At 35.7% G+C, this 13,933-nt stretch carries 13 protein-coding genes; 8 read left to right on the forward strand and 5 right to left on the reverse strand.

Going from position 1 to position 13,933, the window contains the following annotated elements:
- Positions 1–14: 14 nt before the first annotated feature.
- Positions 15–1,037, reverse strand: coding sequence for an ABC transporter substrate-binding protein (locus GKP30_RS05305; RefSeq protein WP_216828364.1), 1,023 nt, complete (start codon positions 1,035–1,037; stop codon positions 15–17).
- 286 nt (positions 1,038–1,323) lie between these two features.
- Here GKP30_RS05305 and GKP30_RS05310 point away from each other — a divergent pair, with 286 nt between their 5' ends.
- Together GKP30_RS05310 and GKP30_RS05315 are read left to right on the forward strand one after the other, a co-directional pair.
- Positions 1,324–1,932, forward strand: a complete 609-nt coding sequence (locus GKP30_RS05310) for an AbrB family transcriptional regulator (RefSeq protein WP_328703120.1) — start codon at positions 1,324–1,326, stop codon at positions 1,930–1,932.
- On the forward strand, positions 1,910–2,401 hold the full coding sequence (locus GKP30_RS05315) for an AbrB family transcriptional regulator (RefSeq protein ID WP_216828366.1): 492 nt from the start codon (positions 1,910–1,912) through the stop codon (positions 2,399–2,401). Before GKP30_RS05310 ends, GKP30_RS05315 begins: the two co-directional genes overlap by 23 nt.
- A gap of 51 nt (positions 2,402–2,452) precedes the next feature.
- Here GKP30_RS05315 and GKP30_RS05320 read toward each other — a convergent pair whose 3' ends face one another.
- Entirely contained in the window at positions 2,453–3,085 is a 633-nt protein-coding gene (locus tag GKP30_RS05320) for a hypothetical protein (RefSeq protein WP_216828367.1), read from the reverse strand.
- A 191-nt stretch (positions 3,086–3,276) separates the two neighbouring features.
- Between GKP30_RS05320 and GKP30_RS05325 the strand changes: the two genes are divergently transcribed.
- The 3 genes from GKP30_RS05325 to nfsA all read left to right on the forward strand — a co-directional run bounded on the left by GKP30_RS05325 (position 3,277) and on the right by nfsA (position 6,831).
- A complete protein-coding gene (locus tag GKP30_RS05325) occupies positions 3,277–5,043 on the forward strand; it encodes a B12-binding domain-containing radical SAM protein (RefSeq protein WP_216828368.1) in 1,767 nt (588 codons plus the stop codon).
- Positions 5,044–5,096: 53 nt separating this feature from the next.
- A complete protein-coding gene (locus GKP30_RS05330; protein ID WP_407928583.1) occupies positions 5,097–6,008 on the forward strand; it encodes a DMT family transporter in 912 nt (303 codons plus the stop codon).
- 76 nt (positions 6,009–6,084) lie between these two features.
- On the forward strand, positions 6,085–6,831 hold the full coding sequence (gene nfsA, locus GKP30_RS05335) for an oxygen-insensitive NADPH nitroreductase (protein ID WP_216828370.1): 747 nt from the start codon (positions 6,085–6,087) through the stop codon (positions 6,829–6,831).
- A 44-nt stretch (positions 6,832–6,875) separates the two neighbouring features.
- Here nfsA and GKP30_RS05340 read toward each other — a convergent pair whose 3' ends face one another.
- The gene (locus GKP30_RS05340; RefSeq protein ID WP_216828371.1) at positions 6,876–7,883 is read right to left on the reverse strand and encodes a TAXI family TRAP transporter solute-binding subunit; all 1,008 of its coding nucleotides are present in this window, start codon (positions 7,881–7,883) and stop codon (positions 6,876–6,878) included.
- A gap of 320 nt (positions 7,884–8,203) precedes the next feature.
- On the opposite strand from GKP30_RS05340, the gene GKP30_RS23405 reads away from it, so the two are divergent.
- The gene (locus tag GKP30_RS23405) at positions 8,204–9,346 is read left to right on the forward strand and encodes a fasciclin domain-containing protein (RefSeq protein WP_236034907.1); all 1,143 of its coding nucleotides are present in this window, start codon (positions 8,204–8,206) and stop codon (positions 9,344–9,346) included.
- Between the two features lie 200 nt (positions 9,347–9,546).
- Positions 9,547–10,296, forward strand: coding sequence for a class B sortase (gene srtB, locus GKP30_RS05355; RefSeq protein ID WP_216828372.1), 750 nt, complete (start codon positions 9,547–9,549; stop codon positions 10,294–10,296).
- Between the two features lie 3 nt (positions 10,297–10,299).
- Here srtB and GKP30_RS05360 read toward each other — a convergent pair whose 3' ends face one another.
- Positions 10,300–11,058 (reverse strand): TatD family hydrolase, encoded by a 759-nt coding sequence (locus GKP30_RS05360; protein ID WP_216828373.1) that lies wholly within the window; start codon positions 11,056–11,058, stop codon positions 10,300–10,302.
- A 169-nt stretch (positions 11,059–11,227) separates the two neighbouring features.
- Positions 11,228–12,712 carry a class I adenylate-forming enzyme family protein gene (locus GKP30_RS05365; RefSeq protein ID WP_216828374.1) on the reverse strand — a complete coding sequence of 495 codons (1,485 nt, stop codon included), beginning with the start codon at positions 12,710–12,712 and terminating at the stop codon, positions 11,228–11,230.
- 208 nt (positions 12,713–12,920) lie between these two features.
- Here GKP30_RS05365 and GKP30_RS05370 point away from each other — a divergent pair, with 208 nt between their 5' ends.
- Positions 12,921–13,862 (forward strand): AEC family transporter, encoded by a 942-nt coding sequence (locus tag GKP30_RS05370; protein WP_236034908.1) that lies wholly within the window; start codon positions 12,921–12,923, stop codon positions 13,860–13,862.
- Positions 13,863–13,933 lie beyond the last annotated feature (71 nt).

A 13,933-nucleotide genomic window follows, 5' to 3' on the forward strand; every position in this document is an offset into this window, starting at 1 on the left:
CCTTTAACTAATTATTAGTTATTAATTACTTCAGCACTTTCATCCCATTGACCATTCCACTCAACACCTTGTTCTTCTGCAGCCTGTTTATTGATTAGTAATGTTAGCTCTGGTGGAATTTCTACATTAATTTCAGAAGGTACTTTCTCACCATTTAAAATTTGGACAGCCATTTCACCTGCGCGGTAACCGATCGAGAAGAAATCAACTCCATAAGTTGCAAATCCGCCACCCTCTAGTGATTCAGGGTCACCTACGATTAATGGAATATCATAGTCATTTGCTACACCAACTAAAGCACCAAGACCTTGAACGACCGTATTATCCGTCGTCATTAGGAAAACATCTACGCGATCTGCTAAAGAACGAGCAGCTTCAGCTACTACTGCTGAAGAGTCTACACTTCGCTCTACTAGTGTAAGACTAGTACCTTCCATAGCTGCTTTTACAGCTTCTAGTTGGGCAATTGAATTTTGCTCACCAGAATCAATGATAATACCTACTGTTGCTCCTTCGAAATTTTCTTCGATGAATTGTACAGTTTTTTCTGTAAATTCAGGATGTAAATCGATTACACCTGTAATGTTTTCACCAGGCTCGTCTAATGCAGTTACTAGTCCTGCTGATACTGGATCAGAAACAGAAGCAAATACGATAGGAATTTCGTTAGTAGCATTTAATGCACCTAATGTACTTACTGTTGAGTTTGTAAAAATTAAATCTACATTATTCGCAACAAAGTTATTTGCGATTGTATGAACGTTATTTTGATCTCCTTGTGCACTTTGGAAATCATAGGATACTGAAAGACCTGCATCTTCTATCGCTTTTTTGAAGCCTTCATAAGCAGCATCTAGTGATGGATGTTCAACAATTTGTGTTGCCCCAATTTTAAATGTTACTTCTTCTTCTGCTGGTGCTTCTTCTCCAGCATTATTTTCTTCTGGTTCAGCTGGTGCACTACTTTGCTGACCACAAGCAGATAGTGCCATAATGCCAACAGCCGCAGTACCCACTAATTTCATCCACTTTTTCATCTTCATTTCCCCCTACAATTTTTATAATTTTCTAATAGTTATGTATTATCATAGTATATCTATCAATGAGTTGTAAACAACTTTTTTTATCGGTTTAAAGCGTTTGTGCAAATACGCGTTTAAACTCCAAAAAATAGAATGAATGTCCTTTTTTAGTAGCGAATATTTTCTAAATCGTTTGTTTATACTGTTTTTCAGAATAGCTTTTGTAAAGGAATAAACCTTTGCGATAATTCACATAAAATATTTGGCTTAAATAGGATTTCACTTCAACACTAAATTGTTCTTGCAAATAACCTATCATTTCAATACAGTAGGGAAAGATAACACGGTTGAAAAGGATCGATTTACAATGGATGTATTACAGTTCATACTTTTTATTGCTTTATCAGTTATTGGTGGCACGATCGGACAAAAATTAAGGCTTCCTGTTGGTACAATAATAGGGGCGATGTTTGCTGTTGGTTTGGCGAAAACATTTCATTTGTTGACTTTAGAAACAACGGTTCCAATGGCTTTCCTTCTCCAAGTAATGCTCGGACTTATGGTAGGATTAACGTTTATGAAACTATCAGTAGCACAGTTGCGTCAACTAGCTACAAGTCTTGTTGCTATTACATTTAGTGTTTTTTTCATTACTCTTGTTAGTGGATTTATCCTGGCAAAAGTCTCGTCTTTTGATCAAAGTGTTTCTATTTTGTCTGCAGCACCAGGGGGAATGATTGAAATGGCTACCATAGCGAAAACATTGTCATTACATGCTCCTGTTGTCATTATGCTTCATCTTATTAGAGTTCTTAGTGTCATGACGATTTTTCCAATTTTACTTGATTACTTGTATCGTAAAGAGGTGCAAAAAGGAGGAAAACAATATGAAACGTTGGGTCATCACTAGTCTGCTAGCATTACTAGGTGGCTGGCTTGGCTTCATGACATCCTTTCCTTTAGGTCCATTACTAGGTGCTTTATTATTGGTTGCAATGGTTCAAATGAAGACAAATAAACTACCTCCATTACCAAGTAAAGCCAAACGAATCATTCAAATGCTGCTCGGTGGTAGCATTGGGCTCACATTTAGTCAAGAAACGTTTTCTATACTTTCAACCATATGGTTACCTGCACTTCTATTACCATTATTACAAATTAGCGGTGCATTATTATTAGCAGTATTTCTAAAGAAATTTCTTAAATTCGATACATTAACAGCAGTTTGTAGCACTGCTCCAGCAGGAATGACTGAAATGATCGTACTTGCTGAAAAATATCCCGTGTCCGTTCCCACTGTTGTTACACTTCACCTTTTCCGTCTAATGCTCATTGTTAGTGCCATGCCATTTCTCATCTATTACTTATTCATACGATAAGTTTTTTAGTTGATAACGAAAAAATAACGAGGTTGACAGATGTCACCCTCGTTATTTTCTACATTCTACTTCATATTGGTAGTAATCTTCTTCTATTCTTTGCAATTCTGTCTCTATTATAGTTTGCAATTCTTCACAGGATTGGCCTTGATCATTTTGTTCAATTACGCGATTAATTTCTCCAGCATGTTCACGTTCATAATAAATATCAAAAGGAAAATGGTGTCTTAAGTATCGTTCAATACCTTCATCTTCGTACTTCTGCATATATCCTATTAATGGCTTGTAGTCATCAAAAACGACACCTACTCGTAAACTACCGTCCTTTAGGTTACTAATTTCAAATTCTTCGCCATAATTCATTTGGGTAAAAAGATATTCAATTACGACAACATCACTAAATGTTAAGAATTCCGCACTAGTATATTCCACTTCTACTTCATTGGCTTCCGTTACAATGATACTTCCTTCATATGCCGTTACAAACATATTCTCTTTGACAAACATAGCACTAGCAACAACGACGATGACAATTAAAAATGCTGAAATATTTTCTAATCGTTTATCTTTTAACTCTTTCTTTTTCATCCATCTCGAAATAAGTAAAGAGAAAACAGCACAAATCAAGGCAACTACGAACACGCCTAAAACAATAAAAAGCCAGCTTGGAAATAATAACAACATAATATCAAATCCTATCTATATAATTATCCATAGAAAATATGGTATCATACTTAACGTATAAATTACTGCTCATAAGTAAAACAATGAGCATGAAGGGTTATCTTTTTCATTATTACTGTCGTTATAGTTTCCAAAGACCCCTTTTAACAAATTATCACAAATTATAGTCATATAGAATAGAGGTAAATGGAATGAAAGTCGTTGTTACAACATTAAATGCGAAGTATATCCATACATGTCTTGCGCTTCGCTGTTTGAAAGCTTATGCTGAACCAGATTATCCTGTAGAAATGGTCGAATTCACAATAAAAGATCCAGTCATGAATATTGTAACGGATCTCTATCAAAGAAAGCCTGATGTGATTGGTTTTAGCTGTTATATTTGGAATATAGAAGAAACGATTAAAGTTGTTGAGATGCTTAAAAAAATTATGCCAGACGTAACGATCGTCCTTGGTGGACCTGAAGTTTCTTATGATACAGCCTATTGGCTTGATCGAATTCCACATGCTGATTTTATCGTTGTGGGAGAAGGCGAAGAAACGTTTAAACTTCTATTAGATGAGTTAAATAGTGATCAAAAATTTCATATGGTATTTGGTCTTGCTTATCGTAAAGACGAAAAAGGTATTGTTAATCCACCAAGCTTTAAACTCGATTTAAATGCTATTCCATCCCCTTATCGTTTTCAAGAAGATTTACCAGCTCTCTCAAAACGTGTGACATACTTTGAAACGAGTCGAGGCTGTCCATTTAGCTGTCAATTTTGTTTATCTTCTATTGAAGTCGGCGTTCGCTATTTTGATATTGAACGTGTCAAATCAGATTTACTGTTCTTAATTAAAAGTGGTGCGAAGCTAATTAAGTTTGTTGATCGAACGTTTAATATTAAACGGGATTACGCCCTTGAAATTTTTCAATTCCTTATTGATAACCATGAGGGCTGCGTGTTTCAATTTGAAATAACAGCAGATATTATGCGTCCAGAAGTACTTGAGTTTTTAAACGAAAACGCACCTGCTGGTATATTCCGATTTGAAATTGGTGTACAGTCAACGAATGATGCTACAAATGAACTTGTTAAACGAAGACAAAATTTTGAAAAGCTTTCACGAACGGTAACACTTGTTAAAGAAGGTGGAAAAATTGACCAACACCTAGACTTAATTGCTGGTTTACCTGAGGAAGATTATGATTCGTTTAAGAAGACATTTAATGATGTGTTTGCTCTTCGTCCAGAAGAATTGCAACTTGGTTTCTTAAAAATGTTAAGAGGAACGGGATTACGATTAAGAGCAAAAGATCATGGTTATGTTTATATGGATCATGCTCCATATGAAATTCTTGGAAACAATATTCTACCTTTTAGTGATATCGTAAGAATAAAACGTGTCGAGGATGTGTTAGAGAAGTATTGGAATGATCACCGTATGGATGAAACAATCGAATACTTAGTCACAAAAGAGTTTGATTCGGCCTTTGACTTTTTCCAACAATTTGGGGACTATTGGGACAAGCAAGGCTGGTCTAAGATTGGTCATCAGCTTGAGGATTTATTCCGTCGTTTATATGAATTTTTGCAAGCAAGAAAGACGGAGAACCTAGAGATCATTCACGGTTTAATGGTTTATGATTATTTTATCCGTCATAAACATAAGCCGCGAACAACTTGGTGGAATTTCTCCTTAACGAAAGATCAGCAATCTCATTATTTAAAATCTATTGCCACTTATCCAGAGTATGTATCTGAAGAATTTACGCAATTAAGTTTGTCAGAAAAAGACCTTCATAAGCATACAATGATTGAAGTGATTGCTTTTGATCTCGATCATTATATAAAAACAAAAGAAGTGATTAATAACCAACAGTTAATTATCGCTTATTTTAACCCAAAAGAACACAAAGCTACACATTACACATGCACTTTAAACCAATTAGAACAAGGCGCCTTTTCATAAGGCGTTTTTTCTAATAGCTTTAGAGCATGCATCTTAAAGGGAGGGATATGAACTTGAATCGTTGGGCATATTTATCGATTGCTGCAGGTGCAGCTCTTTGGGGGACAATTGGATTATTTGTTCAAGAACTTTATAGCCTCGGCTTAACCCCACTTCAAGTTGTTGCTCTCCGTGTCAGTTGTGCCGTTATCTTTTTGTTAAGCTATTGCCTTCTCGTCAATCGACAATGGCTTCGAGTTCGCTTAAAAGATAGTCCATTATTCATTGGTACTGGAATTATTAGTATCGTCTTTTTTAATTGGTGTTTCTTCGTTGCAATCCAAGAAACCTCCATATCAGTAGCAGCAATACTTCTATACACCGCTCCTGCTTTTGTCCTTGTCTTATCTCGTCTTATATTTAAGGAGCTATTAACGGCGAGAAAGCTCCTGTCTCTTACCTTGACTTTATTCGGCTGTATACTCGTAGTTGAACTGTTACCAAATGGGTCTATAACAATGACAACTCTTGGAGTCATTGCAGGTATAGGCTCTGGACTATTTTATGGCTTATACAGCATTTTTGGAAAATTCGCTTTACAAAAGTATAATCCGATGACAGTAACCGTTTATACGTTTTTATTTGCTGCACTATTTACCCTACCTGTCAGTCAAGTGTGGACGTGGATTGGTGAATTAAACAATATAAAACTATGGGTTTACGCTGGTAGTTTAGGATTATTCCCAACCGTATTGGCTTTTATTTTATATACAAAAGGGCTTAGACACGTTGAAGCTGGAAAAGCATCTATTATTGCCACATTAGAGCCTGTCGTTGCAGCCTTTATTGGTATGTTTTTTTATTATGAAATTTTAACTCTTTGGCAATATATTGGTGTTATTCTCGTCATCTGTTCAGTAATCTTCGTACAGAATATATCTATGCCCAAATTCCAAAGAAAAACAAAGATGGATCATTCAGCTTAATGGCAAACGGTTGAAAAAATTGATTTTCCTCTTTAAAAGTCTTATCCTTAGTTGAAAAGACTAGGAGGGAAACTAGATGAATGAAGTTATTAATATATTAAAAAACCACAGATCCATCCGTAGTTATACAAACGACCCAGTAAGTGAAGATCACCTATTAGCGATTGTTGAAGCTGCTCAAGCTGCTCCCTCATGGATAAATGGACAGCAAGTTTCAATAGTCTCTGTAAAAGATCAACAAACAAAAAAGAAATTGGCCGAACTTGTAGGCAACCAAAAATATGTCGATGAGGCTCCTGTTTTCTTTGTATTTTGTGCTGATTTTTATCGTGCATCATTAGCTGCGGAAAAAGAAGGTACACAACTTGCAGTCGAAAATGAGGTCGATTCATTATTAGTCGGGGCAACAGATGTTGGCCTTGCGATGGGCAATGCCATTGCTGCTGCCGAATCACTCGGGTTAGGTTGTGTTCCAATTGGTGGGGTTCGCCGTAACCCTCTAGAAGTCATAGAATTATTAGCGCTTCCTAAATACGTAATTCCTATTTCAGGTTTATGCATTGGGTACGCTGCAGAAGATCCTGGACATAAACCACGTTTCCCAAAAGAAGCTGTTTTTCATAAGGAAACTTATAATTCAAACTTAAAAGACATTATCGATACATATGATCAACAAATGGAAAAGTATACGCTTGACCGAACGAATGGCCAAACTTCTTCTAATTGGTCTACACGAGTTGCTTCTTTTTATAGCAAACCTTACTACGATAACATTGCAGAGATGTTGAAGCAACAAGGGTTTCGTTGTAATAATTTAAAATAAATCAAATGTAAGAGGTTGAACAAATTTGTTCAACCTCTTGCATTTCATTGCTTCTCATTATAGAAACGTTCTGCTCCTGGATGAACATCAATTGGGATTGGATCTATAACTTTATCTAATTCAATATTTTTATCTAATTGAAGTTGGTTACTAATCTTTTCTTCATTTTCCATTATTGCTTTTGTCACTTCATAAACAATATCATCATCTACACTTGAGTTCACAATGAGCATTACTTGGTTTGCCACTGTAGTCACTTCAGCTGGTGTATCAAACACATCTTTAGGAATGGTCAATGAAATAAAGTAGGGAAATTCTCCTTCAATATCTGCCGTTTTATCAACACTCATTGAAATGAAGCTTATCTCATTCTCTTTTTCATTTAATAAATCTATTTCTTCATACTCCATGGTTGTTGTAATAAAAGCGGCATCAATCGTCCCGTCCTTAATGTTTTCTATAGCCTCACCTATATCCATACTTTTTGTATTCATTTCCTCAAAAGAAACTCCATGTAATTTTAGAATTTGATCTGCTTTTGCTTCAGTGGTTGATCCCCTTTGTCCTACCGCAACCTTTTTTCCAGCTAGCTCTTCAACCGTTTGTATTTCACTTTCTTGACTTGCGATAATAAGGAGTACTTCAGGATATATTGATGCTACACCATGGAATCCAGTAATTGGGACATTTCCTTCAAACAAATCTGTTGCATGAGTAGCGTAGTACGCAATATCCGTTTCAACGATCGCAAAGTCAGCATGCCCGTCTACAACCTCATATAGACTCGCAATGGCCCTTTCAGAGGATAATAGAGAAGTTGTTACGTTATCAACATTTGTATTAATGATTTGCTTGGCAAGTATCTCACCAAGGATTGAATATGTATTTTTATCTTTACTTGTTACTATCTTTATTTCCCGACTGCCCTCTTCTTTTACACTTACAGCATTTACATCACTGTTTACCACGTTAGTTTCTTCTGTACTTGTACACCCTGCTAAAACAACAAAAATTAGAAGTAGGATAATACAGAAAAGATTACTTTGTTTCACATACAACTCCCCCTTATTTTTTTGCTATGAGCAAAATCAACACCAAACTTTAACAGCGCCATTTCTTTAGTTATACAAAGCTAATACAAAATACAAAACATAATAGATAACTATCATTCTCCTATTAATTACAATATGAACGTGCAGTGCAAATAATTAGTATCACTTTTAATAACTTGTTTATGGGATTTCAGACCTATCACTATATAAGTCCATAGTAACAATTTTCAGAATTAAGAGCTTTTAACTTTACGTTATTATAAATATATTATACATTTGTTGTGTATTAGTTATACAACCAAAAATTAGGGGGAATTGAAATGCACAAATCAAAGGTTTTTGTCATGTCACTGGTTTTTATTTTACTTATGTCCATGTCTTTTGGAATGGGAACACTTGCTGAAGAGAACAATGCTGATATTGTTGATACAGCAGTAGCTGCTGATGATTTCAACACATTAGTAGCAGCTGTTCAAGCCGCTGATTTAGTTGATGCTCTTAAAGGGGACGGTCCTTTCACAGTATTTGCTCCTACTGACGAGGCTTTTGCTACTGCACTAGAAGAATTAGGTTTAACAGCAGAGGAACTACTAGCTAGTGATCAACTAGTAGATATTCTTTTATATCACGTTGTTGAAGGTAAGGTGATGTCTAGTGATCTAGAAGATGGAATGCAAGCTACTACATTAAACGGGGAAAGTATTGCAATCACTTTAGATCCTGTACAAGTAAATGGAGTAAATGTTGTAACTCCTGACGTTGAAGCTTCAAACGGTGTTATTCATATTATTGATGCAGTTTTATTACCACCAACAGAAGAAGCTACAGAAGAGGAGACTACTGAAGAGGAAGCTACAGAAGAAGAAAGTAGTTTAGTTGATATCGTTGAAACAGCGGTTGCTGCTGGTAACTTTGAAACATTATTAGCCGCTGCTGAAGCTGCAGGATTAGTTGATGCTCTTAAAGGAGAAGGTCCTTTAACGGTATTTGCTCCTACTGATGAAGCTTTTGCTAACCTACTAGATGCTTTAGAAGTTACTGGAGAAGAATTACTAGCTCGTGAAGATCTTGCAGATATTCTTTTATATCATGTAGTGGCAGGCAAAGTAATGTCTACTGATCTAGAAGATGGAGCAGAGGTTGAGACTTTAAACGGCGCTAAAGTGACGATTTCATTAGGCAACTCAGTACAAGTTAATGACGCAACGGTTGTAACTGCTGATTTTGAAGCTTCAAACGGCGTTATTCACGTTATTGATACTGTTTTAATCCCTACTGGAGATGTTGCTGACGAAGAAGAGGCAGCAGAGGAAATCAATGCTGGTGCTACAGAGTCTGGAGATGCAACACCTGCTATTCCGCAAACAAGTAATAATTCAGTACTTATCTATGTTTTATTAGCTGTAATTGCTGGTGGAATTGCATTATTCTTTATTAGAAAAGAAAAGATTGCTAGAGTCTAATCAGAAAGGCGCAAGGTGCTTGCTTATCGGCGACAAGCGCTGGAGGGCCAGCAATAAGCTTGCTTTTTAGACACTTTTGATGGACCGAAGCGACCTAGAGCCCATGGCACCTGAAGCTAGACATCTTCGAATTTTATACTTTCTTAATCTCTATAAAAGGGAGCTATTAGCTCCCTTTATCTAAGGATAGGATGCTTGTTATGAATGTTAGACGTATGATCATCGGGATATGTGTTAGTATTTTTTTATTTTCAATGTTTCATATCGTAAATTACTTTTATGGTAGTTATAAAAATCAACGGATGTATGCAGCAGTCAAAGAAACGTTCACAGAATCCTTGCCGAATGCGGAAATAACTCATAAGAAAAACAAGGATCAAAAAGAACCTAAAATTATAGAAAGCTTTCAACCATTGCTAGAAATAAATAAAAATACGATTGGATGGATTACGGTTCCAAACACCTCTATTGATTATCCAGTTGTTCAAACGAATGATAATGATTACTACCTAGACCATAATTTTCAACATTCGAAATCAGATGCAGGCGCGATCTTTATGGATTTTCGGAATACACCAGATCTTTCCGATCGACATTCAATTATTTATGGACATCATATGAGAGACGGTTCAATGTTTAAAGGATTGCTAAATTATGAGAACGAGGATTTTTTTGTAAATAATCGAACGATTACTATTCAATCACTGGCTGAAGAGACCGAGTGGGAAGTTTTCTCGGCATATGTTACAGCTACCGATTTTTATTATATCGTTACGGATTTCTCCTCGGATAAAGAGTATCTTGATTTTCTTCATTTAGTTCAGAAAAAGTCACAAATTCAACTAAATGATATTAACATAACACACGAGGATCAGTTACTTACCCTTTCTACATGTGCTTATGATTTTGATGATGCTAGATTTGTTGTACATGCACGTAGAATACAATAATTTCTAACGATAAATTTTTTTTGTATTGGAGACAGTTTGCTGAACAATCTGACTGAATGGTCCTCCTTTGATTTCCTTTAGTTTATTAAGGATGTCGTTCAGTAATAAGGGTGTCGTTTCCGTTCCTTCAAAAGGACCATTGTATGACCAAGGTCCATCTGTTTCTATTAGTAATTGCGTAATAGGCACCATTTTAGCTAACTTTTGATCACGCTCACGGTAACAAATCTCTGGTGTGACGGAAATAAAGTGTCCTGCTGCGACAATCCGTTTTACGACTTGTTCAGGAGCCTTTAACCAATGAAAGTGTGCCTGGACTTCTGGTAACTGTTTAAGTATTGTAAGAGCTTGTTCTGCTTGAGAATGAACAGCATGGATCGCTAAAGGTAATTTTTCTTCCTTAGCTATGTCGACCCAGTAGCTAAATTGCTCGATATGTAGTCTTTGTTCATCATCTGTTAACTTATCCAAATGATAATAAGGAAGCCCTACCTCACCAATAAAAGAGATTAATTTCCTCTCTGATTTAATTAGGTTTTTAAATTCTATTATTTCAGATGATTTGATCGGTAACTGTTCGGGATGATAACCGACACCAGCGATTATAAAATCTGGATATTGTTGTTTTAATTTTAAAGTTTCATACGAGGACTTTAGATCATTTGATACCGCTACAACCTTTTCAATACCTTCTTTTTTCCATCGATCAATCCTTTTCTCAATATTATCATATTGATAGAGGTGGATATGTGAGTCTATCATTTAGCTCCTCCATATTTAAACACTATTCTTTAAACTATACGATTAGATCCTAACATCTATCATTAAGATAGCAGGATTACTCAAACAAAAAGCTTAAATAGTGAGCCTACTCTTTACATTCGAGGCTGTTCACAACAGCCTCGAATGAGTAGCAACACTATGTCAGCTTTTAACAACTTGATTTAATTATTTCTTTTTTATCAATTTTACCTACGGGAGTCTTCGGAAGTTCTGGTACAAGATGAATTCTTCTTGGGATTTTATATCCCCCTAAATATCTTCGACAGTGTTTTTCTATTTCATTAACTAGAAGAGTGTGTCCTTTTTTAGGCACAATAAATGCTGCAACGACCTCTCCCCATTTTTCATCAGAAACACCCACTACTGCTACTTCCGCGACATGTTCATGTTCTGCTATTATATGTTCTATTTCAAGCGGGTACACATTTTCACCGCCAGTAATTATCATATCCTTTTTTCTACCCACGATATAATGATACCCATCTTCATCTCGTTTACCTAAATCTCCAGTATAAAGCCAGCCGTCTCTGATCGCTTCTGCTGTCGCATCAGGACGATTCCAATAATGATCAAATACATGATGTCCACTAAGAATTATTTCGCCCACTTCTCCTGGTGCTACATCCTTTCCTACCTCATTAATAATCCGAACCTTATTATATAGCATTGGTTTACCTACTGATCCTTGTTTATCTTTCACTTTATCTGGGTCAATATAAAAATTGTTTGGACCAGCTTCGGTTAACCCATACCCCTCCTTAAATTGCAGCCTCTTACTAGCGAACGCTTCATATATTTTATATGAGCACGGAGCACCTCCAGAAAGAAACGTATGCATTGTCGGGAATAAGCTAAATTGAAAACCTTCTGTCTCAATAAGCATATGATACATTGTTGGTACAAACAGTACGATACTACACTGATGATCATTTAACATTCTAATAGCTTCCTCTGGGTCAAATTGATCAGCAATTACTACTTTCCCTCCCATGTGAAGCAATGGTAGAGAAAGAGCATTTAACCCTCCTGTGTGAAACATCGGTAAATACGTTAAGGTCGTGTCTTCAGCCTTTAAATTCCAACTTGTAATTGTATTTATTATATTAGAAAAAATCGCTCGATGCGTCAGGACTGCGCCTTTAGGCTTGCCTGTTGTTCCTCCTGTATAAATTATTGCAAGTGGTTCGTAACTCTCAACGTTTGCTGGTTGGTTAACTCCTTTTTCTAATAACCATTTACTATACTCACTTCCATTAAGCTTGATAGCAACCCTTTGAAAAGGGGGTGTAATCAATTCTTCTAACTTTTCGTCAAAAATGAGTAGTTTTGGTTGACAATCCTCTAAAATAAAAGCTAATTCATGACTAGCTAATCTCCAATTTAATGGAACAAAAATAGCCCCAAGCTTTGCACAAGCAAATAGTAGATCAAAATAGCAAACGTGATTAGGTGATAGTAGTGCTACTCTGTCTCTTTTATTAATTCCTCGTTCTTTTAGTGCACTTGCTAAGTTTTCTGCACGTGTGTTTAATTGTTCATACGTCCAATTTTCGTTCGTTTCCCCATTGACTACCGCTACTCTGTCTGGGGTAATACGAGCCCGATTTGCAAACCAATCTGTATCCCAGCTCATCTTACCGCCCCTCCTTCACTATGAACATTTACACGTTTATCTTATTAGAAAGAGGTTGCAAGTGAGTTACAAGTAGAAAAGGATGATTTCTTTCTTAAAAATTGGCTGTTCTTGTTTTCCCAAACTGAATTCGAGGGCGACAATTTTTTGACAGTTTTACAGATTTAGTTACAATGAAACTATTATTATTTTAAACTAGGAAGGTATTATGATGGATATTTATGTTGTCGCCACTTCTATTATGGTAATGGGAATTATTATTGCATTAGGGGCAACCTTAGCATTTAAAGTTACAATAACGAATGAAATTAAGCATGTCCTCATACTAATTATTTTAAATATTGCTGTTCCATCCATTATTTTAAATGGTGTATTTAATACAGAGGTAACAACCAATTTACTACATCAAGTTCTTATCATTTTTATATTATCGATTTTCTTCCATTTAGCAGCATTATTATTCGCATGGGTTTTATCAAAAATATTACGTTTCGAAAGTACTTTTGCTAAAAAAATGACGATACTAGCTGCTTTAGGCAATACAGGTTTTATAGGTATTCCGCTTTGTGCAACTATCTTCGGTCCAATAGGTGGACTATTAGCTGCTATTTTTGATGCTGGTTTGGATATTGTTTTATTTTCAGTTGTCATTTACATGTTACAATCAGAAAAACATTTTCAATTTAGACAATTAAAAGCATTAATTAATTTACCATTATTAGCGATTATTATAGGACTGACATCTGTTATAACGGGTTTAGAGCCACCTCAATTTATTAGGCAATTAACAAGTATGCTCTCTGCACTTGCAGCACCACTTGCGATGCTATATATAGGGATGTTATTACCTCCACTTTTTCAAAAGAAAGGCTTTATTATTTATCGACAAATTTGGTTTCCGCTAGGTGTACGTTTGTTGATCATTCCAACCGTTACAATTTTTATCATGTCTGTACTTCCACTCGATACTTTAATAAAAAATATTGTCGTTATTCTATCTGCTATGCCAACAATTATGCTAGCAACCGTTCTATTTGCGAAGTATTCAAATGATGAAGAACTTGCTGTGATTACAACTGTATATTCTACATTACTATCTTTATTAACGATTCCAATTATTGCTTTTATCGTTTCGATGTTGGGTACTTAAGATAAACGAATGAGCTTATATTGATTGAATGGAAAAAGGTTTCCCTTAATTAACAAGGGAAACCTTTTTTA

Origin of the sequence: Alkalihalobacterium elongatum (genome assembly GCF_019024285.1) — a bacterium.
GTDB classification, from domain to species: Bacteria; Bacillota; Bacilli; order Bacillales; family Bacillaceae_F; genus Alkalihalobacterium; species Alkalihalobacterium elongatum.

Excerpts from the sequence above, each read along its gene's own strand:
- GKP30_RS05305 (WP_216828364.1), bottom strand. The coding sequence starts at position 1,037 with ATGAAAAAGTGGATGAAATTAGTGGGTACTGCGGCTGTTGGCATTATG.
- GKP30_RS05315 (WP_216828366.1), top strand. The coding sequence starts at position 1,910 with ATGAAACGTTGGGTCATCACTAGTCTGCTAGCATTACTAGGTGGCTGG.
- GKP30_RS05320 (WP_216828367.1), bottom strand. The coding sequence starts at position 3,085 with ATGTTGTTATTATTTCCAAGCTGGCTTTTTATTGTTTTAGGCGTGTTC.
- GKP30_RS05325 (WP_216828368.1), top strand. The coding sequence starts at position 3,277 with ATGAAAGTCGTTGTTACAACATTAAATGCGAAGTATATCCATACATGT.
- nfsA (WP_216828370.1), top strand. The coding sequence starts at position 6,085 with ATGAATGAAGTTATTAATATATTAAAAAACCACAGATCCATCCGTAGT.
- GKP30_RS23405 (WP_236034907.1), top strand. The coding sequence starts at position 8,204 with ATGCACAAATCAAAGGTTTTTGTCATGTCACTGGTTTTTATTTTACTT.
- srtB (WP_216828372.1), top strand. The coding sequence starts at position 9,547 with ATGAATGTTAGACGTATGATCATCGGGATATGTGTTAGTATTTTTTTA.
- GKP30_RS05360 (WP_216828373.1), bottom strand. The coding sequence starts at position 11,058 with ATGATAGACTCACATATCCACCTCTATCAATATGATAATATTGAGAAA.
- GKP30_RS05365 (WP_216828374.1), bottom strand. The coding sequence starts at position 12,712 with ATGAGCTGGGATACAGATTGGTTTGCAAATCGGGCTCGTATTACCCCA.
- GKP30_RS05370 (WP_236034908.1), top strand. The coding sequence starts at position 12,921 with ATGATGGATATTTATGTTGTCGCCACTTCTATTATGGTAATGGGAATT.